Origin of the sequence: Aeromonas sp. S13(2024) (genome assembly GCF_041402405.1) — a bacterium.
In the GTDB taxonomy this organism is placed as follows: domain Bacteria; phylum Pseudomonadota; class Gammaproteobacteria; order Enterobacterales; family Aeromonadaceae; genus Aeromonas; species Aeromonas veronii.
This window is the reverse complement of record NZ_JBGLRA010000009.1, coordinates 46,343-67,830: the sequence shown is the minus strand read 5'-3', so window position 1 is coordinate 67,830 and position 21,488 is coordinate 46,343. Positions and strand designations below refer to the sequence as shown.

Annotated in this window: 19 protein-coding genes; 10 read left to right on the top strand and 9 right to left on the bottom strand. The window is 60.4% G+C overall.

Features of this window, described 5'->3' with window-relative positions; translation table 11 throughout:
• Positions 1-72 precede the first annotated feature (72 nt).
• Positions 73-1,515 (top strand): TrkH family potassium uptake protein, encoded by a 1,443-nt coding sequence (locus ACB042_RS13165; protein WP_069527008.1) that lies wholly within the window; start codon positions 73-75, stop codon positions 1,513-1,515.
• A 242-nt stretch (positions 1,516-1,757) separates the two neighbouring features.
• On the opposite strand, the gene typA is transcribed toward ACB042_RS13165, so the two are convergent.
• Entirely contained in the window at positions 1,758-3,569 is a 1,812-nt protein-coding gene (gene typA, locus ACB042_RS13160; protein ID WP_005339679.1) for a translational GTPase TypA, read from the bottom strand.
• Between the two features lie 351 nt (positions 3,570-3,920).
• Here typA and glnA point away from each other — a divergent pair, with 351 nt between their 5' ends.
• From glnA to add, 5 genes are all read left to right on the top strand, one after another.
• The gene (glnA, locus tag ACB042_RS13155; protein WP_005339672.1) at positions 3,921-5,330 is read left to right on the top strand and encodes a glutamate--ammonia ligase; all 1,410 of its coding nucleotides are present in this window, start codon (positions 3,921-3,923) and stop codon (positions 5,328-5,330) included.
• A 115-nt stretch (positions 5,331-5,445) separates the two neighbouring features.
• Entirely contained in the window at positions 5,446-6,024 is a 579-nt protein-coding gene (locus ACB042_RS13150) for a DUF4124 domain-containing protein (RefSeq protein ID WP_042079784.1), read from the top strand.
• Between the two features lie 86 nt (positions 6,025-6,110).
• Positions 6,111-7,166, top strand: coding sequence for a nitrogen regulation protein NR(II) (glnL, locus tag ACB042_RS13145; RefSeq protein ID WP_371178544.1), 1,056 nt, complete (start codon positions 6,111-6,113; stop codon positions 7,164-7,166).
• 9 nt (positions 7,167-7,175) lie between these two features.
• Entirely contained in the window at positions 7,176-8,594 is a 1,419-nt protein-coding gene (gene glnG, locus ACB042_RS13140; RefSeq protein ID WP_317114411.1) for a nitrogen regulation protein NR(I), read from the top strand.
• Positions 8,595-8,735: 141 nt separating this feature from the next.
• On the top strand, positions 8,736-9,737 hold the full coding sequence (gene add / locus ACB042_RS13135; RefSeq protein WP_371178543.1) for an adenosine deaminase: 1,002 nt from the start codon (positions 8,736-8,738) through the stop codon (positions 9,735-9,737).
• A gap of 150 nt (positions 9,738-9,887) precedes the next feature.
• On the opposite strand, the gene rmuC is transcribed toward add, so the two are convergent.
• On the bottom strand, positions 9,888-11,228 hold the full coding sequence (rmuC, locus tag ACB042_RS13130; protein WP_150995565.1) for a DNA recombination protein RmuC: 1,341 nt from the start codon (positions 11,226-11,228) through the stop codon (positions 9,888-9,890).
• Positions 11,225-11,440, bottom strand: coding sequence for a hypothetical protein (locus ACB042_RS13125; protein ID WP_005339659.1), 216 nt, complete (start codon positions 11,438-11,440; stop codon positions 11,225-11,227). The genes rmuC and ACB042_RS13125 overlap by 4 nt, the downstream gene beginning before the upstream one ends.
• A 140-nt stretch (positions 11,441-11,580) precedes the next feature.
• Here ACB042_RS13125 and ACB042_RS13120 point away from each other — a divergent pair, with 140 nt between their 5' ends.
• Positions 11,581-12,102: a ferredoxin-type protein NapF gene (locus ACB042_RS13120; RefSeq protein WP_005339657.1), complete on the top strand. Its 522-nt coding sequence runs from the start codon at positions 11,581-11,583 to the stop codon at positions 12,100-12,102.
• A gap of 72 nt (positions 12,103-12,174) precedes the next feature.
• Here the strand turns inward: ACB042_RS13120 and ACB042_RS13115 are convergent, their stop codons facing one another.
• The 6 genes from ACB042_RS13115 to ACB042_RS13090 all read right to left on the bottom strand — a co-directional run bounded on the left by ACB042_RS13115 (position 12,175) and on the right by ACB042_RS13090 (position 18,795).
• Positions 12,175-12,627 carry an Rrf2 family transcriptional regulator gene (locus tag ACB042_RS13115; protein ID WP_005339654.1) on the bottom strand — a complete coding sequence of 151 codons (453 nt, stop codon included), beginning with the start codon at positions 12,625-12,627 and terminating at the stop codon, positions 12,175-12,177.
• A 344-nt stretch (positions 12,628-12,971) separates the two neighbouring features.
• A complete protein-coding gene (locus tag ACB042_RS13110; RefSeq protein WP_005339652.1) occupies positions 12,972-13,811 on the bottom strand; it encodes a PfkB family carbohydrate kinase in 840 nt (279 codons plus the stop codon).
• 106 nt (positions 13,812-13,917) lie between these two features.
• Entirely contained in the window at positions 13,918-14,889 is a 972-nt protein-coding gene (locus tag ACB042_RS13105; protein WP_005339651.1) for a LysR substrate-binding domain-containing protein, read from the bottom strand.
• 183 nt (positions 14,890-15,072) lie between these two features.
• On the bottom strand, positions 15,073-15,801 hold the full coding sequence (locus tag ACB042_RS13100; protein WP_005357481.1) for a glutamine amidotransferase: 729 nt from the start codon (positions 15,799-15,801) through the stop codon (positions 15,073-15,075).
• Positions 15,802-15,884: 83 nt separating this feature from the next.
• Complete coding sequence (locus ACB042_RS13095; protein WP_371178542.1) at positions 15,885-17,381, bottom strand: CoA-acylating methylmalonate-semialdehyde dehydrogenase; 1,497 nt, start codon at positions 17,379-17,381, stop codon at positions 15,885-15,887.
• A gap of 82 nt (positions 17,382-17,463) precedes the next feature.
• Positions 17,464-18,795: an aspartate aminotransferase family protein gene (locus ACB042_RS13090; protein ID WP_064337567.1), complete on the bottom strand. Its 1,332-nt coding sequence runs from the start codon at positions 18,793-18,795 to the stop codon at positions 17,464-17,466.
• Positions 18,796-18,981: 186 nt separating this feature from the next.
• Here ACB042_RS13090 and ACB042_RS13085 point away from each other — a divergent pair, with 186 nt between their 5' ends.
• The 3 genes from ACB042_RS13085 (at position 18,982) to ACB042_RS13075 (ending at position 21,441) form a co-directional block, all read left to right on the top strand.
• A complete protein-coding gene (locus ACB042_RS13085; RefSeq protein ID WP_005339643.1) occupies positions 18,982-19,524 on the top strand; it encodes a cupin domain-containing protein in 543 nt (180 codons plus the stop codon).
• Positions 19,525-19,647: 123 nt separating this feature from the next.
• Positions 19,648-21,144, top strand: a complete 1,497-nt coding sequence (locus tag ACB042_RS13080) for an aldehyde dehydrogenase (RefSeq protein WP_371178541.1) — start codon at positions 19,648-19,650, stop codon at positions 21,142-21,144.
• Between the two features lie 126 nt (positions 21,145-21,270).
• Positions 21,271-21,441: a hypothetical protein gene (locus ACB042_RS13075; RefSeq protein WP_005341999.1), complete on the top strand. Its 171-nt coding sequence runs from the start codon at positions 21,271-21,273 to the stop codon at positions 21,439-21,441.
• Positions 21,442-21,488 lie beyond the last annotated feature (47 nt).

Here is a 21,488-nt window from a genome sequence, read left to right as displayed (position 1 = left end):
AACCAGACCCGGCTCAGCTCCCCCAAGGGGATGGTCCGGGTCTTTTGTTAATCAACGACCAGGTTATCGAACATGATCAAGCTGCGTCCAATTATCTTCACCCTCGGGCTGGTGCTCTCCAAGCTGGCGCTCTTCATGTGGCTGCCCACCTTGCTGGCACTGCTCACCGGGTCAGAGGGATTTGTCGAGTTTCTCAAGTCCGTGCTGATCACCCACGGCGCCGCCCTGCTCTGCCTCCATTACGGGCGCAAGGCGGAGTTCCACCTGGGGGTGCGGGAGATGTTCCTGCTCACCACCTCGGTCTGGGTGGTGGCCTGTATCTTCGGGGCGCTGCCCTTTGTCTTCATCACCCACATCAACTTCACCGACGCCTACTTCGAGACCATGTCCGGGGTGACCACCACGGGGTCCACCGTGCTCTCCGGCCTCGACAACATGGCCCACAGCATCCTGTTGTGGCGATCCATACTGCAGTGGCTGGGCGGGGTCGGCTTTATCGTGATGGCGGTTGCCGTGCTGCCCTACCTCAACGTCGGCGGCATGAAGCTGTTCCAGACCGAGAGCTCGGACTGGTCAGATAAAAGCGCCCCGCGTGCCAAGACGGTCGCCAACAACATTGTCGTGGTCTATCTGGTGCTCTCCATGCTCTGCTTCATGGCCTACTGGGCCAGCGGCATGAACATGTTCGAGGCGATCAACCACGCCATGACCACCCTCAGTACCGGCGGCTACTCCACCTCCGATCAATCCATGTCCCACTTCTCCAACTCGGCCCACTGGATTGGCACCCTGTTCATGTTCCTCGGCGGCCTGCCCTTCCTGCTCTATGTGCAGAGCCTCAACCACAGGGACAACAGCCTGTTCAAGGATGCCCAGGTGCGTGGCTTCTTCTGGCTGGTCGTGTGGGTCACCGTCATCATGACCTTCTATCTGTGGGAGAGAGACCTGTTCGGCTTCTGGGATGCCCTGCGCATCAGCTGCTTCAACATCGTCTCGGTGCTCACCACCACCGGCTACGGTCTTGGTGACTTCGGCACCTGGGGACCGCTCGCCAGCATCGTCTTCATCGTGCTGCTGGCGCTGGGGGCCTGCTCCGGCTCCACTGCGGGTGGTCTCAAGATCTTCCGGGTACAGGTGGCGTTTGCCCTGTTCAGAAAGCAGATGCGCCAGCTGATGCACCCCTCTGCCGTCTTCCCCCAGAAGTACAACGGCCGGACGGTCAATGACGCCATCATCCGCTCGATGATCTCCTTCGTGCTGGCCTACTTCGCCATCATTCTGGTGATAGCCGCGCTGCTGGGTGCCATCGGGCTTGACCCCCTGACGGCCATCTCCAGCTCCATCACCGCCGTTGCCAACGTCGGCCCGGGCATGGGCCCGGTGGTCGGCCCCAGTACCAACTTTGCCAGCCTGCCGGAATCGGCCAAGTGGCTGCTGTCATTCGGCATGCTGCTGGGGAGACTGGAGATCCTGACGGTCGCCGTACTCTTCTTCCCCTCGTTCTGGCGCCAGTAATCCCTCGCTACAAGCCAGCAAAAAGCCGCAGCGTTCACCCGCTGCGGCTTTTTTATCTCACCCATCCCCACGACTTTCCCTCAACGCTCATCAGCCCCATTACCGGATAGCCTGGACGACCTCATCAAGATGGCCAGAGTGAATCACAGGTATAAAAACAACGGGCCCAAACCAGAGGTTTGGGCCCGTTTATCAGTGAACCGTCAGCGGCCGCGAGGGCTGCCGAGACTCAGCACATGACATTAACCACGGCCAGAGCGCTTGCGATCCAGCTCGGTCAGCAATTTCTTGCGGATACGGATGTTCTTCGGAGTCACTTCGACCAGTTCGTCGTTATCGATGAACTCGAGAGCCTGTTCCAGAGTCATGCGGATCGGCGGAGTCAGCACCTGAGCTTCGTCGGTACCGGAGGCACGCATGTTGGTCAGCTGTTTGCCTTTCAGGCAGTTAACAGTCAGGTCGTTGGAACGGGAGTGAATACCGATCACCTGGCCTTCGTACACTTCGGTCGCGTGACCGATGAACAGACGACCACGGTCTTGCAGACCGAACAGGGCGTAAGTCAGTGCCTTACCGGTAGCGTTGGAGATCAGCACGCCGTTCTGACGCTCACCGATGCTGCCACCCTTGTGCGGACCGTAGTGGTCGAAGGTGTGGTACAGCAGACCGGTACCTGAGGTCATGGTCATGAACTCGGTCTGGAAACCGATCAGGCCACGGCTCGGGATCATGAAGTCCAGACGGACACGACCCTTGCCATCCGGCGTCATGTTGGTCATTTCGCCTTTACGCAGACCCAGTTGCTCCATCACGGAACCCTGGTGCGCTTCTTCAACGTCCACAGTTACGGTTTCGAACGGTTCTTGCAGAACACCATCAACAGTACGCAGGATTACTTCCGGACGGGACACTGCCAGTTCGTAACCTTCGCGACGCATGTTTTCGATCAGGATGGAGAGGTGCAGTTCACCACGACCGGATACACGGAACTTGTCCGGATCATCAGTCTCTTCCACGCGCAGGGCCACGTTGTGGACCAGCTCCTGGTTCAGACGCTCCAGAATGTTACGGGAGGTCACGAACTTGCCCTCTTTACCGGCGAACGGTGAGGTGTTGACCTGGAAGGTCATGTTCACGGTCGGCTCGTCAACGGAGAGCGGCGGCAGGGCTTCAACGGCACCGTTGTCACAGATGGTGTCGGAGATTTTCAGCTCGCCCAGACCGGTGATAGCGATGATGTCACCCGCTTGCGCGTCGGTAACTTCAGTACGGGACAGACCCAGGTAACCCAGCACCTGACCGACTTTACCGTTACGGGTCTTGCCGTCAGCACCAACGATGGTGACTTGCTGGTTGGTCTTGACGCGACCACGGGTGATACGGCCGATACCGATAACGCCCACGTAGGAGTTGTAGTCCAGCTGGGAGATCTGCATCTGGAAACCACCTTCGGCATCAGCCTTCGGCGCTTCAACGTTATCAACGATAGCCTGGAACAGCGGTTCCATGTTCTCGGACTCGACGTCCTGATCCATGGTGGCCCAACCGTTCAGTGCAGAGGCGTAAACAACTTTGAAATCCAGCTGTTCATCAGTCGCGCCCAGGTTGTCGAACAGGTCGAATACCTGATCCATTACCCAGTCAGGACGAGCACCCGGACGGTCAACCTTGTTGATGACCACGATCGGCTTCAGACCCTGAGCGAACGCCTTCTGGGTCACGAAACGGGTTTGCGGCATCGGGCCGTCTACGGCGTCAACCAGCAGCAGCACGGAGTCAACCATGGACAGTACGCGCTCTACTTCACCACCGAAGTCGGCGTGACCCGGGGTATCAACGATGTTGATGCGGTAGTCATTCCAGCGGATCGCAGTGTTCTTGGCGAGAATGGTGATGCCACGTTCCCGTTCCAGATCATTGGAGTCCATGATCCGTTCCTGGCCTTCCGTGGAGCGGTCCAGGGTGCCGGACTGCTGCAGCAGCTTATCAACCAGAGTCGTTTTGCCGTGGTCAACGTGCGCAATAATCGCAATATTGCGTAAATTCTCTAACATTCTCGCCTCAATCACCGGGTAAAATTGGGCGCTAATTGTACTCTTGCCTTTGTGATCTGCCTAGCAGAATTGCAGTACATTCGCGCATAACAACAGATCTGGATCATAGACCTCTCTGACAAACCCTGCTTAGATGGGCGGTGACCGTATTTCGCGCACCATTACAGTGCACCAAAACGATCCACCATCGCACTAAATTGATGCAACGCGAGTCGAGATCGCCTGATTTTGGGGAACCTCTTCAGCGAGATTGCCCTGAAATCAAGCTGTCACAAACTTGGCACGATACTGGCTTATGTGAATACGACGACGCATTCACCCAGAGAGTTTTAACACCGGAGGTTACTTAGCATGTCAGCCCAGAACGTTTTGGCCCTGATCCAGGAACACGAAGTCAAGTTTGTTGATCTGCGCTTTACCGACACCAAGGGTAAAGAGCAGCATGTATCCATCCCTGCTCACCAGGTTGATGAAGATTTCTTCGAAGACGGCAAGATGTTCGATGGTTCCTCCATCGGCGGCTGGAAGGGCATCAACGAATCCGACATGGTACTGATGCCGGACGCAGCCTCCGCCAAGCTGGACCCGTTCACCGAAGAGACCACCCTGAACATCGTTTGTGACGTGCTGGAGCCTGCCACCATGCAGGGCTACGACCGCGATCCGCGCTCCATCGCCAAGCGTGCAGAAGATTTCCTGAAGTCCAGCGGCATCGCTGACACCGTGCTGTTCGGGCCGGAGCCGGAATTCTTCATGTTCGACAACATTACTTTCTCCAACACCATGGGCCACAGCTTCGTGAAAATCGAATCTGAAGAAGCCGCATGGAACTCCGGCACTGCCTATGAGCATGGCAACAAGGGTCACCGTCCGTTCGTGAAAGGCGGTTACTTCCCGGTTGCACCGGTCGACTCTTCCCAGGATATCCGCGCCGCCATGTGTCTGGTGCTGGAAGAGATGGGCCAGGTCGTTGAAGCTCACCACCACGAAGTGGCCACTGCCGGTCAGAACGAGATCGCTACCCGCTTCAACACTCTTACGCTGAAAGCTGATGAAGTACAGGTACTGAAGTACGTGATCCACAACGTGGCCCACGCCTACAACAAGACCGTCACCTTCATGCCGAAACCCATGTTCGGTGACAACGGCTCCGGCATGCACTGCCACCAGTCTCTGGCCAAGAACGGCGTCAACCTGTTCGCTGGCGACCTGTATGGCGGTCTGTCAGAGATGGCGCTGCACTACATCGGCGGTATCATCAAGCACGCCAAGGCCATCAACGCCTTCGCCAACCCGACCACCAACTCCTACAAGCGTCTGGTTCCGGGTTATGAAGCACCGGTCATGCTGGCCTACTCTGCCCGCAACCGCTCTGCCTCCATCCGTATCCCGGTGGTACCGAGCCCGAAAGCCCGTCGTATCGAAGTGCGCTTCCCGGATCCGGCTGCCAACCCGTACCTGGCCTTCGCTGCCCAGCTGATGGCCGGTCTGGACGGTATCATCAACAAGATCCATCCGGGCGATGCCATGGACAAGAACTTGTATGACCTGCCGCCGGAAGAAGCCGCAGAAGTGCCGACCGTTGCCGGTTCTCTGGACGAAGCCCTGGCCGCTCTGGATGCTGACCGCGAGTTCCTGACCCGCGGCGGCGTGTTCAGCGATGACTTCATCAACTCCTATCTGGAACTGAAACAGCAGGATGTTGACCGTGTGCGCATGACCCCGCACCCGCTGGAGTTCGAACTGTACTACTCCGTCTAAGTCTCAGCAGACTGGCCGTTTAAATCTGGTCAGCTTGCTTAATCGTGACAAAACCCGCCATCTGGCGGGTTTTTTCTCTGATAGGATTAAGCAAAATACCGTCAAGGAGAGATGGATGAACAACAAGCATGGCATAGGGGTGCTCGGCCTCCTGTTGCTGACCTCGTTCGCTGCGGACGCGGCCAAGGTCTACTCCTGGGTCGATGGCAATGGCATCACCCACTACTCGGATGCGCCACCACCCGGCAAAAACGCCAAAGAGGTCGATCTGCGGGTCGCCCCGCTGCTGGGCAGCAGCGCGCCCAGATCGGTGCAGGTGGATAACTTCAACAGCCTGACTGGCGCCGATGCCAAGAAAGAGAAAGAGGCGGCCAAGCTGACCATCGAACTGCTCTCCCCGGAACAGGGCAGCACCCTGCGCGACAACACAGGCAACATCGTCTTTCAGGGCACCATCAGCCCCAAACCTCCGACCCAGTATGATGTGCGCCTGACCCTGGATGGCAAAGCCGCCCCCATCGTCAGCAACAGCCTCTCTGTCCGCGTCGAAAACGTCGATCGCGGCGCCCACGAGGCTCAGCTCGAGCTGCTCGCTAAAGACGGTACGATCCTTGCTAAATCCAGTGCAGTCACCTTTTACCTGCATAGAGCGAGCGTGACGCCGGCTCCCAAACCCACCCCCAAAGCCGACTAGGGGTGATATAGCGCACCGATGCGGGTAAACTCTATGCACCATATCGGTGCATAACAGGTGTGTAGCACCGTTTTAGGGAGAAACCTGTGCCAACCCGCTCGGACAACGCCAAAACACTCTTGGATAATTTGCTGACCGCCGTGATCCTGATGGATGAGCGGCTCTGCATCCAATTCGTCAACCCGGCGGCTGAACAGCTGCTCTCCCTCAGTGAACGCAGGCTGATCGGCATCGAACTGCCCCATCTGCTGGAACATATCTCCCTCGATTTGCAGCGGCTCAAGCAGTGCCTCGCGTCAGGGCAAGGCTTTACCGATAGCGAAGTGACTCTGGTGGTAGAGGGAGAACCGCGACTGGTGGAGCTGAGCGCCACCCCGATGGCCGACCACGCACAGCGTCTGCTGGTGGTGGAGCTGCGCAAGATCGACCAGCAGAAGAAGATCAGCCAGGAGCAGCAGCAGCATGCCCAGCAGCTGGCGGCCAAGGAGCTGGTGCGCGGGCTGGCCCACGAAATCAAGAATCCCCTCGGCGGCCTGCGCGGCGCAGCCCAGCTGCTGCAAAAAGAGCTGCCGGATCCGGCGCTGCGCGAATATACCGGCATCATCATCGAACAGGCCGATCGGCTGCGGGTACTGGTCGATCGGCTGCTCGGCCCCCAGCGCCCCGGCCGTCACCAGATGCACAATGTCCATTCGGTGCTGGAGCAGGTACGCCGACTGGTGGAGCTCGAACTCCCTCCCTCTGTTCGCATCGAACGGGATTACGATCCCAGCATCCCCGAATTCGAGATGGAGCCGGATCAGCTGCAGCAGGCGTTTCTCAACATAGTGCGCAACGCCGCCGAAGCACTGGGGGAGCAGACCGGGCTTATCCGTATCAAGACCCGCACCGCGTTCCAGATCACCATACACGGCCAGCGTTACCGGCTGGCAGCGGAGATCAAGATCATCGACAACGGCCCCGGTATTCCGGACGCCATTCGCGACACCCTGTTCTATCCCATGATCACCGGCAAGGAGGGGGGCACCGGGCTCGGCCTCTCCATCGCCCAGAACCTGATCGACCAACACAAGGGGCGGATTGACTGCATCAGCTGGCCGGGTCACACCGAATTCACCATTTTTCTACCGCTTCGCAAGTAAGGGAACCCCATGACCGCCAAAGTGTGGATCGTCGATGACGACAGTTCTATCCGCTGGGTGCTGGAGCGCACTCTCGGCAGCGAAGGCTTCAACTGCGAGAGCTTTGCCGATGGCGAAGCCCTGCTGCACGCCCTTGAGCTGCGCTCGCCCGATGTCATCCTCTCCGATATCCGGATGCCCGGCATCGACGGCCTGAGCCTGCTTGAGCAGATCCACCGCCGTCAAGCCGATCTGCCCATCATCATCATGACCGCCCACTCGGATCTCGACAGCGCGGTCAACGCCTACCAGCGCGGCGCCTTCGAGTACCTGCCCAAACCGTTCGACATCGACGAAGCGGTTACCCTGGTGCGTCGCGCCGAGAATCACCTCAAGGAGCAGCGCACCAAGCGCAAGTCTCGCCAGCAAGAGGCCACCGCCACTCCCGAAATCATCGGTGAGGCACCGGCGATGCAGGAGGTGTTCCGTGCCATCGGCCGCCTGTCACGCTCCAGCATCTCGGTGCTGATCAACGGTCAGAGCGGTACCGGCAAGGAGCTGGTCGCCCATGCGCTGCACAAGCACAGCCCGCGCGCCCACAAGAACTTCATCGCCCTCAACATGGCTGCCATTCCGAAAGATCTCATCGAATCCGAGCTGTTCGGTCACGAGAAGGGGGCCTTCACCGGCGCCAACAACATCCGCCATGGCCGCTTCGAGCAGGCCGACGGCGGCACCCTGTTTCTCGACGAGATCGGCGACATGCCGCTGGATGTGCAAACCCGGCTGCTGCGTGTCTTGGCCGATGGCCAGTTCTATCGAGTCGGCGGCCACCAGCCGGTGCAGGTGGATGTACGGATCATCGCAGCCACCCACCAGAATCTGGAGAAGCGGGTCGCCGATGGCGAGTTTCGCGAGGATCTGTTCCACCGCCTCAACGTCATTCGCATCCACATCCCCGCCCTCAAGGAGCGTCGTGAGGATATCCCCCAGCTGGCCCGTCACTTCCTGCTGCGCGCAGCCAAAGAGCTGAACGTCGAGGCCAAGAGCCTGCACCCGGATACCCAGGCCTATATCAGCCGCCTGCCCTGGCCGGGCAACGTGCGCCAGCTGGAGAACGTCTGCCGCTGGCTCACCGTGATGGCCTCGGGGCAAGAAGTGCTGGTCGGCGACCTGCCTGCCGAGCTGCTCACCCCCATCACCCACAACGCCGAACCGGGCCAACCGGCGTTGCCCGGTTGCTGGCAGCAACAGTTGCAAGAGTGGGTGGCCAGCAAGTTGGCGCTGGGAGAGACAGACATCCTGGCCGATGCCATGCCCCAGTTCGAACGGATCATGCTGGAGACGGCGCTGGAATACACCCACGGCCACAAGCAGGAGGCGGCGCGCCTGCTTGGCTGGGGTCGCAACACCCTGACCCGCAAGCTGAAGGAACTCGATCTCTCCTGAGTCCCGGGGAAAAACGATTCCCATCACGCCCTGACAAATCACCGTCCGCCAGAACCCCGTTTAACCATAAACGGGGTATCTTTTTTGAAAGCCCCGCCTAGAATGGCAGGCTTTCAAACCTGACTCGACGAGGGCGCCCCCATGATTGACAGATCTATCCCCCTGACCGACCTGCACCGCCATCTGGACGGCAACATCCGCCCGCAAACCATCCTCGAGCTGGGTCGCCAACACAATATCCAGCTGCCCGCCTTTGAGCTGGAGGCGCTGCGCCCCCACGTACAGATCGTCGAAAACGAGCCGAGTCTGGTTGCCTTCCTGAAGAAACTCGACTGGGGTGTGGCCGTGCTGGCCGACTATGACGCCTGCCGCCGGGTTGCTTACGAAAACGTGGAAGATCTGCTGCGCGCCGGTATCGACTATGCCGAGTTGCGCTTCAGCCCGGCCTATATGGCAATGGCCCACAAGCTGCACCCGCAGGGCGTGGTGGAAGCCATCATCGACGGCGTGGCCGCGGGCAGCCGCGATTTCGGCATCAAGACCAACCTGATCGGCATCATGAGCCGCACCTTCGGCACCGAGCAGTGCAATCAGGAGCTGGCCGCCTGTCTGGCCCACCGCGACAAGCTGGTTGCCATCGATCTGGCCGGTGACGAGCTGGGCTTCCCGGGCGAACTCTTTGTCGACCACTTCCGCAAGGTGCGCGATGCAGGCATGCGCGTCACCGTACACGCCGGTGAAGCCGCTGGCCCCGAGAGCATGTGGCAAGCCATTCGCGAGCTGGGCGCCGAGCGTATCGGCCACGGCGTCAAAGCGATTCAGGATCCGGCCCTGATGGCCTATCTGGCCGAACACCGCATCGGCATCGAATCCTGTCTCACCTCCAACGTCCAGACCACCACGGTGGCGAGCCTGACCGAACACCCGATCCGCCAGTTCCTGGCTGCCGGTGTGCTGGCCTGCCTCAACACCGATGACCCTGCGGTGGAAGGGATCGACCTGCCGCACGAATATGAGGTGGCCGCTCCGGCCGCTGGCATGACCGCCAGCGAAATCCGCACTGCCCAGCAGAACGGCCTGACCCTGGCCTTCCTGAGCGATAGCGAGAAAGCCGAACTGAGCGCCCACGCCGCCAGCCGCTGATTAACACCGGCAGTGCAAATAACAACGGCCCACTTCGGTGGGCCGTTTGCTTTGCGGATTTCTGATGATGAATCAGCAGTGGGCGAGCTGGCAGATAGCAAAAGGCCCAAACCGGGTTTGGGCCTTGGCTGATGGTAGTACAGGAGAAAACTACTCCCGCTCCTTGTCACGCTCCAGCGCCCGTTCCACCAGCGGCTCGGGCAGGCTCTTGGTCACCTCCACCCCCAGCTCGCGGAAACGCTCGACCTGCGCAATCAGGTTGCCACGGCCGTTGACCAGCCGTCCCATTGCCTTGTCGTAGCTCTCCTGCGCCTTGTGCAAGCTGCCGCCCATCTGCTGCATCTCCTCGACAAACAGCCGCAGCTTTTCGTAGAGACGACCGGCCCGCTCGGCAATCTGGCGGGCATTCTGGTTCTGCCGCTCGTAGCGCCACAAGTTCTCGATGGTGCGCAGCGCCACCATCAGGTTGGTGGGGCTCACCAGCAGGATGTTGTTGTCGAGACCGTAACGCACCAGCGAGGGATCGGCCTCCATCGCGGTGAGGAAGGCGGGCTCTACCGCCACGAACATCAGCACATAGTCGAGGGTGCGCACCCCGGGCAGCTGCTGGTAATCCTTGCGGCCCAGCTCGCGGATATGGTTGCGCACCGAGGCGACGTGCTCCTTGAGCGCCACCGCCTTCTCCAGCTCGTCCTCAGCGTTGTACCAGCGCTCGTAGGCGGTCAGCGACACCTTGGCGTCGATGATGATGTCCTTCTCCTGCGGCAGGTGGACAATCACGTCGGGCTGGTAGCGCTTGCCCTTCTCCACCTCGATATTGACCTGGGTGTGGTACTCGTGGCCCTCGCGCAGGCCGCATTCGCTGAGGATCCGCGCCAACACCACTTCCCCCCAGTTGCCCTGCTGCTTGCTGTCGCCCTTGAGGGCGCGGGTCAGGGCGGCCGCCTCTTCGGTCATGCGGGCATTGAGCTCGGCGAGGCGTTCCAGCTCGAACTTGAGGCTGTGGCGCTGGGCCGTCTCCTGAGCGTGAGTCTCGCCTACCTGACGGCGAAAGCCCTCGAGCTGCTCTTTCAGCGGGGTGAGCAGCAGATCGAGGCTGTTCTGGTTCAATTCGCGGAAGTTGCCGGAGTTTTGCTCGAAGATCCGGTTGGCGAGATTCTCGAACTGCTGGCTGAGGCGCTGCTCCGCCTCCTGTTGCAGTTGCAGCTTCTCGGCGGCGGCCAGCCGTTCGCTGCGCAGGGTCGCTTCCGCATCCTTGAGGCGGGCGGTGAGCTTGATCAGCAGGGTCTGCTGCTGATCCAGCTTCTGCTGGCCCTGCATCCGCTCATCCTGCAACTCGTCGAAGCGATCCTGCAGCGCCTGATAACGCTCCTGCGCCAGCATCAGCTCTTGAGCCTGCGCCGTAGCGGTACGCCGCCCGATCAGCCAGCCAAGCCCGAGGGCCAGCACTGCGGCGGGCAACAAGATCCCCCAGAGCCCGGGGTCGATCATTTGCGGCTCCGCTGACGCAGGAACAGTTCGAGATAACGGTTAACCAGGATCCAGAGCACCACGTAGATAAGGTAGGCGGCCAGCACCACCCACTTGTGGGTGTTGACGCCGGTATCGAGCTCGGCGAACTCGATATCCTTGATGCGGCAGTAGGCCCACATCAGCAGGGGAAAGACATAGAGCAGGGACGCACGCCAGAGAAATAGCCACATATGTTTTCATTCAACCACGTAAAAAGACCCGCCTAGCTTACACAAGGGCAACTGCGCTTGCGATCCTGACGGCCGCTATTCTCTGGCCTGCTTCCCGAAACTTCGATAAAATTAACCCCTAATAGGTATCAGGGGCGAGCATGACTCACTATTTCCTCCGTTGGCTGACACAAGGTTGGCAAGCTTCCCGCAAGCCCGCCGTGGTTTGCCATGAAGCGCGCCCGCCGTGGGCCATCGAGGAGTCCCAGTACCTCTCCCTCTGCACCCGCTGTGGCGAATGTTTCAAGGCCTGCCCGCGCGGTCTGCTCAAACCGGCCACCCAAGAGGAGTACGAGGGGAGTCCCATCGCCGGTACGCCAGTGCTCGATCTCGCCTGCGGCCAGTGCAGCTACTGCGGCAGCTGCGCCAGAGCCTGTCCCACCGGCGCCCTCGACCTGCAACTGGGCCGTCAGGTGCAGACCCGGGTACAGATTGAAGAAAGCTGTCAGGCTCGGCAGGGCTTCTACTGCCTGCTCTGTGAAGATGCCTGTCCCCAGCAGGCGATCAAGGCCACGGCCGACGGCATCAACGTCAATATGGATGCCTGCAATGGCTGCGGTGCCTGTGGCCTCGCCTGCCTGCACGGCGCCATCACCCTGATCCGCCAGCCGGGCAGTCGCTAAAAACCACCTGCGTACAAAAGCAAAAGGGGCCATCAGGCCCCTTTCACATCTTGTTCGATATTCCACGCCCCGTCAGGCCATGGTCACAATAGTCTCTTGCTCGATACCCAGCAGGTGGCAGAGACGGTTGGGATCGCGCACCGCATCAGCCAGGGTGTACTCACCCAGCACTTCGAGGAAGGCGTTCATGGCGCGGCGCAGAATGCCCTGAATGCGGCAACCACCGGAGAGACGGCAGTTTTCACGCTTGCAATCAACCGGACAGAGCACATGCTCCATGTCCATCACCACATCCCGCAGGTTGATGGAGACTGCAGAGCGACCGAGGCGGATGCCACCGTGCTTGCCGCGTACCGTCTCGATGTACCCCTTGATGCCAAGCTGGTGCACAATTTTGACCACGTGGTTGCGAGAGATGCCGAAGGTATCGGCCACTTCGGTAATGGTCGACAGACGATCCCCCGGCTGAACCGCCAGGAAGGTCAGGGTACGCAGGGCGTAGTCGGTAAATCGTGTCAGTTGCATGGTCGCACTTGCCTCTTACTACAAGCCAGGAATCAGGACGACAACATTGAGCTAAGAGGCAGGAGACAACCGGTTTGCCTCTGTTTGCCCATTGGTTTGCCAGAGGGGGGCCTGTCTCTTAATCTGAGTTGCGGAGTGACAGGTTAAGAGCAGCACAACCGGGTGTCGATGAAGATGCACATAAATCGACACTTTCTTTGATTGATCGCAAACTTGCCGGGTTAGCCCGGCGTTTGCCCGCTTTATGGCGGGTAAATCTCCCGAATAGTCCCCTTCATCAAGCCCCTTCGACCAGCAGCCAGATGGCCCGCGAACCGCCCTCAATCGACCAGTAGAGAGGTGGTTCAGTGGGGCTGTTTCAGCCAGTTTTTCAGCGCGACCGAGGGAATGGAGCTCTCGGAGGCGACGGCAAACGCCCCCCAGTCCACCGCACACTGCAACGCATCCTTGATGGCCATGCCCCGCGCCAATCCGTGTATCAATCCGCCGGCGAAAGCATCTCCCGCCCCCGTGGTATCGACCACCGAGACGGGCCGAGCGGCAACCCGGATCTGCTCATCGCCGTGGATGGCCACTGCGCCCGCCTTGCCTTCGGTCAACACCAGCCATTCGAGCTGCTCCCCCGCCAGCTGGCGGGCATGCTGCCAGGGGTCGCTCACCTCGCCGAGATCAGAGCGGGAGGCTACCAGCACATGGCAGGGACGGCGCGCTTGGCCGCCCTTGGGATACTGGGCTACCACGAAGCTCTTGCCGAGCATCTGGCGCATGTAACTGATGATGGCGGTACCGGGATAGTTCACATAGAGGCAATCCACCCCCTCCAGCGGCAGATCGCCGGGCAGGTCGGGACGCCGCGGGCGGCGCAGTATGGTGCGCTCGCCGGTGGAGTCCACCAGAATGAGCAGCTCGCCAGTCTCGCCGCCGAAGCGCTCCACATGGCTGCAATCCAGCCCGTAACCGGCCGCCTGCTCCAGCAGCCAGTCGCCGGTCTCGTCCAGCCCGATGCGGGAGGCAATGGTCACCTCGTGACCCGCCCACACCAGCCCGATGCCGGTGTTGGCGGCGCCACCGCCGAGCCTGCGCCCCTGATCCACATATTGCAGCCGGGCCCCCGCCACCAGCGGTTCAGAGAGGGAAAGCACATGATCACAGTTGAGATTGGCAAGCAGCAGAATGCGGGACATAGAGACCTCGGACGATGGAGATAGCCCAAAAGAGACAGGCTGAACCCCGAGTAGAGCCCAGCCTGACAGAAGAGACAACCGGCAGCGATCGGGAATCCGATCGGGATCAATAGATGGGCAGCTCCACCCCGGCCAGCAGCTCGTCGATGCGCGCCTGACTCGGCTGCTGCATCACACTCTGGATCACCTCCTTGGTGAGGTGGGGCGAGAAGGAGCTGATGAAGTCATACATATAGTTCTGCAGCAGGATGCTCTTGCTGAAACAGATCTGCGCCGGGCAGGGCTTGAACAGGTGCTCCAGATTGATGGAGACCAGCCCGGGGCTGTCGGTGTCGTTGGCCACCAGCGAGGAGATGATGCCGATGCCAAAACCCAGCTCCACGTAGCGCTTGATCACTCCGGCATCCATTACCGTCATGTAGTAACTCGGGGTCAGCCCCGCCGCCTGAAACACCTCGTCCTGCACCTGACGACCGGTGGCGCCGCTCTCGTAACTTAGGATCGGGTAGTGGCAGAGCTGCTCCAGGGTCGGCTTCTTCACCTTGGCCAGCGGGTGATCCTGCGGCACCACCAGCGAGAGGGTCCAGAGGTAGGCGGGCAGCGCAATCAGCTCCTTGTCGAAGCCAATCTCGTGGGCAACGATGGAAAAATCGGAGTAGCCCTTGCTGATCTGCTCCTTGCTCGCCGACATCACCGGATGAAGGTGGAACGAGATCTTGGGGTACTTCTTGGTGAAGTAGGTAACCGATTTGGGCAGCAGATAGCGGGCGATGGTGTGGGTAGTGTGGATGTTGAGAGTGCCCACGGTCGGATCCAGATACTCGCGGGATATCGCCTTGATCTTGCTCTCGATATTGAGCATCGCCTCGGCACACTTGATGATCTCTTCCCCCACCGGGGTGATGCGGTGCAGGTGCTTGCCACGGCGCTCGAAGATCCGCACTCCCAGCTCGCTCTCCAGCAGGCCAATCTGTTTGCTGACCCCTGGCTGACTGGTGAAGAGCGCATCAGAAGCCACGGACACATTGAGGTTGTGGTCCCGGATCGCGATCAAATACTTCAATTGCTGTAGTTTCAAGGCGTCACACTCTCACACTGGTTTGGCTCAGACAGGTTTGGCTCAGGCCGGGACGGCAATCAAGCCAGACAAACAGGCCGCCACATGGGCGGCCAGTGTACCATTCGATCCCGACATCTCAGCGCTTGATCCTTCATTTTGCTACAAAATCTAGCATCCGAAGGGGTGGCTGACAAACCAGGTTCAGGCCGCGCCAGCCCGCAGCGGCAGGATCCCCAGAAACTGCAGCAGCCACTGCATCATGGTCGCCGAATCCACCTCCCCCTCCAGCGAGGAGAGGCTGCTCTGGTAGCGCTCGTCAGGCAACAGGCCACGGCGCCGCTCGATCAGCGCCCGGTTGTACTCCACCGAGAACTCCGGATGCCCCTGAATGGCGACGATGTGATCCCCCTGCAAAAACATGAAGTTGGGACAAAAATCGTTACCCGCCAGTCGGGTTGCCCCCGGCGGCAGCAGGGCCACCTGATCCTGATGGCTCGCCAGAATGCGGATCTGATCCCGCGCCGGCGCCATCCAGGGCTCATCTGCCAGCATGGGATGTACCGACACTCCCAGCCCCCACCCCTTGGTGGACTTCACCACTTCGCCACCCAGCGCCTGGGCGATCACCTGATGACCGAAGCAGACACCGGCCAGCTTGACGTCGGCATCGTGCGCCTGGCGGATCCACGCCCGCAGTGCCTGAATCCAGGGGATATCGCTGTAAGCATCGTGGCGCGAGCCGGTGATGAGCCAGGCATCGCACTCGTGCAGATCCTCCGGCAACTCCCCATCGAGAGCCGACCAGACCCGAAATTCCAGTTCGGGGGCCAGGGCCGCAAAGCCCCTGATAAACATCTCGGAGTAAACGGGGCCAAAACGATCCGCCAGATCGGGATCGAGCCGGTCACAATCGAGAATTCCCAATCGCATCTGTTGTTCCTTTACAGAGTTCGCCCCCGCCAATCAACGACCGGCGGGGGCAAGAGGTTAGGCCATGAACACGCGCCAGCGCGTCACTTCATGGTCGGCATGGAGAACTCGGCACCACTGCGCAGGCTCTGGGGCCAGCGCGCCGTCACCGTCTTCATCCGGGTATAGAAGCGAACCCCGTCCGGCCCGTGCATGTTGAGCGGCCCGAAGATGGAGCGCTTCCAGCCGCCAAAGCTGTGAAACGCCATCGGCACCGGAATGGGAACGTTCACCCCTACCATACCGACCTGCACCCGCGCCGTGAAGTCCCGCGCGGTGTCGCCGTCGCAGGTAAAGATGGCGGTGCCATTGCCGTACTCATGTTCATTGATGAGTCGCAGCGCCGTCTCGTAATCCGGTACCCGCACGATGGAGAGCACAGGGCCGAAGATCTCCTCGCGATAGATGCGCATCTCTGGCGTCACCTGGTCAAACAGGCAGCCACCGATGAAGTAACCCTCGTCGTGACTCAGCGTGCGACCATCGACCCGCAGCGTGGCCCCTTCGGCCACCCCCTGATCCACATAGCCGCGCACCTTGGCCAGATGCTCCTTGCTGATGAGCGGCCCCATTTCGTTCTCCGGGCTCTGGCCCAGCCCCGGGCCGACCCGCAGTTTTTCCACCAGCGGCGTCAGCTTGGCCACCAACGCATCAGCGGTCTCGTCCCCCACCACCACGGCCACCGAAATAGCCATGCAGCGCTCACCCGCCGCCCCATAAGCAGCCCCCATCAGGGCGGAGACCGCCTGATCGAGATCCGCATCCGGCATCACCACCATGTGGTTCTTGGCACCGCCCAGCGCCTGCACCCGTTTGCCGTGGGCCGAGGCGGTGGCATAGATGTACTGGGCGATGGGGGTGGAACCGACAAACGACACGGCTCCGACCCGCGAATCGGTCAGCAGCACATCCACCACCTCCTTGTCACCGTTCACCACGTTGAGCACGCCGTCCGGCAGACCGGCCTCCTTGAGCAGCTCGGCCATCCGCAGCGAGAGGGAGGGATCCTTCTCGGAGGGCTTGAGAATGAAGGTGTTGCCGCAGGCGATGGCGACCGGGAACATCCAGAGCGGCACCATGGCCGGGAAGTTGAACGGGGTGATGCCGGCGCAGACCCCCACCGGCTGCATCATGGAGTAGCTGTCTACCCCGCGGCCGACGTTGAGGGAGTGCTCCCCCTTGAGCAGATGGGGAATGCCGCAAGCAAACTCCACCACCTCCAGCCCGCGGGTCAACTCCCCCTGCGCATCGGAGAAGACCTTGCCATGCTCGCGGCTGATGAGCTGGGCAAGCTCATCTCTGTGCTGCTCCATCAACTCCTTGAAGCGGAAAAAGACCCTCGCCCGCACCAGCGGCGGGGTTTGCGACCAGTCGGCAAAGGCGCGCTCGGCGATGGCGATCGCCTCCTGACACTCGGTGGCGCTGGAAAGCCCCACGCTCCCCTGCTGTTTGCCGCAGGCGGGATTGAAGATGGCCCCTTGCCGCTCGCTGCGACTCTCCAGCGGCTGGCCGTTGATGAAGTTGCTGACCCTGTATGTCATGTATCCTCCGTGATAACTGATGTGGTAAATGCGCTGAGCAAATCAACGCAAGGCCCCGCAGTGCGGGGCCATCAAATATGGGTTAGGGTTGTGCCTGCAGGGCATCCTGCAGCAGGGTGAAGAGATCGTCGATCTGGCTGCGCTCGATAATGAGAGGTGGCGACAGAGCGATGATATCGCCGGTCACCCGGATCAATGCCCCCTTCTCGAAGCAGCGGACAAACACCTCGTAGGCGCGCTTGCCCGGCGCATCCGGCATGGATTCCAGCTCGATACCCGCCACCAGCCCGTAGTTGCGCACATCCTTCACATGCTTGCAGCCCTTCAGCGAATGGGCCGCCTCCTCCCAGTAGCCAGCCAGATCGGCGGCGCGGCTGAGCAGGTTCTCGTTGCGATAGATCTCGAGGGTCGCCAGACCCGCAGCCGCAGCCACCGGATGACCGGAATAGGTGTAGCCGTGGAACAGCTCGATGGCCCCCTTGCCTGCCGCCATCATGTCGTCATAAATGTGCTTCTGCACCAGCACCGCCCCCATGGGGATGGCGCCGTTGGTGAGCCCCTTGGCGCAGGTGATCATGTCGGGAATGACATCGAACTCCTGCGCGGCGAAGGGGGAACCGAGGCGGCCGAAACCGGTGATCACCTCGTCAAAAATCAGCAGGATGCCATGCTTGGTGCAGATCTCCCGCAGCCGCTTGAGGTAGCCTTTGGGCGGCATCAGCACGCCGGTACTGCCGGCGATGGGCTCGACGATCACCGCCGCGATATTGCTGGCATCGTGCAGGAAGACGATCTTCTCCAGCTCGTCGGCCAGCGCCACATCCTCCTCAGGCAGCCCTTTGGTGAAGGCATTCTTGGCGATGTTGAGAGTATGGGGCAGATGATCCACCCCGGTCAGCAAGGAGCCGAACCACTTGCGGTTACCGGGAATGCCCCCCACCGAGATGCCGCCAAAGCCGACCCCGTGATAGCCACGCTCGCGGCCAATCAGTCGGGTGCGAGTGCCCTGACCGCGAGCCCGCTGCCAAGCCAGCGCGATTTTTAGCGCGGTATCGACCGACTCGGAACCGGAGTTGGTGTAGAAAACGTGGCCAAACCCCTTGGGAGCGATCTCCACCAGCCGGTTGGCCAGCTCGAACGGCAGGGGGTGGCCCATCTGGAAAGTGGGGGCGAAATCGAGGTGGGAAATCTGCTGGGAGACCGCCTCGGCAATCTCGCGCCGACCATGGCCCGCGTTGCAACACCAGAGTCCGGCTGTGCCATCCAGTATCTTGCGGCCATCCTCTGAGTGATAATACATCCCCTCTGCCGACTTCAGGATGCGCGGCGCCGCCTTGAACTGCTGGTTGGCGGTGAACGGCATCCAGAACGCGGACATGTCGGAGGGCGTATTGATGTCGCTGATCGGTTTCATGGTCACCTCATCCTTAAGGTGTTTAGCAACTGTCGGCCAATGCCTATTAAATTAAACACCTGAATCCATAAAAAAGGGCCCGTTATCGCCCTGTCTGGTGCCACCCCTAGCAAGACGCATCAGCAGGGTGGTATAAGATATTTAACACAATTTTAATAATAGTAAACAGTCAAGGAGTGTCTATAGATGGATATCGGTCACCGCCTCAAGGCGGTTCGCACCAAGGCGGCCCTCTCCCAGCGCGAGCTGGCCAAGCGCTCCGGTGTGACCAACGGATTTATCTCCCAGATCGAGAAAAATCAGGTGAGCCCCTCTGTCGCCTCCCTGCGCAAGGTGCTGGAAGGCATCCCCATGTCGCTGGCCAGCTTCTTCACCGAAGAGACTGAAATGGGCACCGAAGTGATCTTCCGCGCCGCCGATATGCCGGATCTCGGCACCCATCCCATCAGCTACCGGCTGGTCGGGCACAGCCGAGCCAACCGCGCCATCGGCATGTTGCAGGAGGTGCTGCCACCTGGCGCCGACACCGGCGACGACATGCTGAGCCACGAGGGTGAAGAGTGCGGCATCGTCATCAAGGGCGAGGTTGAAGTGACCGTGGGCGAGCAGATCTACCTGCTGGGCGCCGGGGATGGCTACTACTTCGACAGCCGCACCCCCCACCGTTTTCGCAATAGCGGCGAGCAGGAATGCGTGCTGATTTCGGCCAACACCCCCGCCAGTTTCTGACATTCAGACGCGCATCGGCAGGGGGCAATGTTTAATGAATTGTTACAAGATGGATTTACAAGCGGCTGGATGTTTAGCATATTGATACGCGGAAACTGACTTTTGCCGGTTCAAGGAGTGAACATGAGTGACCTGACCCTGGCCCAGTGGCAACACAAGGCCGCCCATCTGACCCTGCCCTCGCAAGCCTTTATCAACGGCAGCTATCGGGATGCCGTCAATGGCGCCACCTTCGATTGCATCAACCCGGCCAACGGCAAGCTGCTGACCAAGGTAGCAGCCTGCGATGCCGCCGATGCCGAACTGGCGGTACAGGCTGCGCGTGACGCCTTCAACGACAAGCGTTGGAGCGGCCTGCCACCGAAACAGCGCAAGCAGATCATGCAGCGCTTCGCCGAACTGATGCGTCTCAACAAGGTGGAGCTGGCGCTGCTGGAGTCGCTGGACATGGGCAAACCTATCGGCGATGCCATGAGCTATGACGCTCCGGCCGCTGCCAACTGCATCGCCTGGAACGCCGAAGCGATCGACAAGATTTACGATCAGGTCGCGCCGGTCGAGGAATCCGCTCTGGCGCTGGTGACCCGCGAACCACTCGGGGTAGTCGCCGCCATCGTGCCGTGGAACTTCCCGCTGGTGATGGCCTGCTGGAAGCTGGGCCCGGCGCTCGCCACCGGCAACTCGGTGATCCTCAAGCCTTCCGAAAAGTCCCCCCTGACCGCCCTGCGCATCGCAGGTCTGGCCAAGGAGGCAGGTATTCCGGACGGCGTGTTCAACGTGCTGCCAGGCTTTGGTCATACCGTGGGCGAGGCGCTGGCCATGCACATGGATGTGGACTGCATTACCTTCACCGGCTCCACCAAGATCGGCAAACATCTGGTGGAGTGCTCCGGCAAGTCCAACCTCAAGCGCGCCTTTATGGAGTGCGGCGGCAAGAGCCCCAACATCATACTGGCGGATGCGCCGGATCTGGACGCCGCGGCCAAGAGCGCCGCTGGCGCTATCTTCTACAACCAGGGCGAAGTATGCACCGCCGCCTCCCGCCTGCTGGTGCAAAACAGCATCAAGCCGCAATTTATGGAGCGACTGCTGGCCCATGCCCACGAGTGGATCTCGAGCAACCCGCTCGACCCTGCGACCCGCATCGGTGCCATGGTGGATCACATCCAGATGGAGCAGGTGCTGCGCTATATCGAGATTGGCAAGCAAGAGGGGGCCAAGCTGCTGCTGGGGGGCAACCGCACCAATATGGAGAGTGGCGGATTCTATATCGAACCCACTATTTTCGACGACGTAACCCCGCAGATGCGCATCTTCCGCGAGGAGATCTTCGGCCCTGTGCTGGCGGTGACCGGCTTCGATACGCTGGAAGAGGCCATTGCGCTGGGCAATGACACCGACTACGGCCTAGCCGCGGCGATCTGGACGGCGGATCTCAACAAGGCGGTGAAGGGCTCCCGCGCCCTGCGCGCTGGCACCGTGTTCGTCAACAACTGGGACGGCGGTGACATGACCATGCCATTTGGCGGCTTCAAACAGTCCGGTAACGGTCGCGACAAGTCACTTCATGCGCTGGAGAAGTACACCGAGCTGAAAAGCACCTGGATTCAGCTGGAATAACACGACAAAGCAGCACTATCGGATCAAAAAGGGGGAGAAATCCCCCTTTTGCATTTTTGGCCTTCCATCACCGGGCTCAATCCTTATAATGATAAAAAAGCCAACATGTTAAATATAAAGACAAAAATGCTATTTTTTCTGGGAAGCGTACTTTTTCTGGTGATCGGTTTGCCCCTGCTGTTCTTCGTGCTGGGGCACGGCGAGGCCTACGTGACCTGGGGCCCCTGGATCTCCGCCATCGCCCTGATGTTGTGGCTGTTGATGGACGTCGACAAGATCCGCCGCGGTAAAGGTTGACCGGCCAGCCACACTCCCCCTATCCCTCAAACTTTGTTTATTAGCTT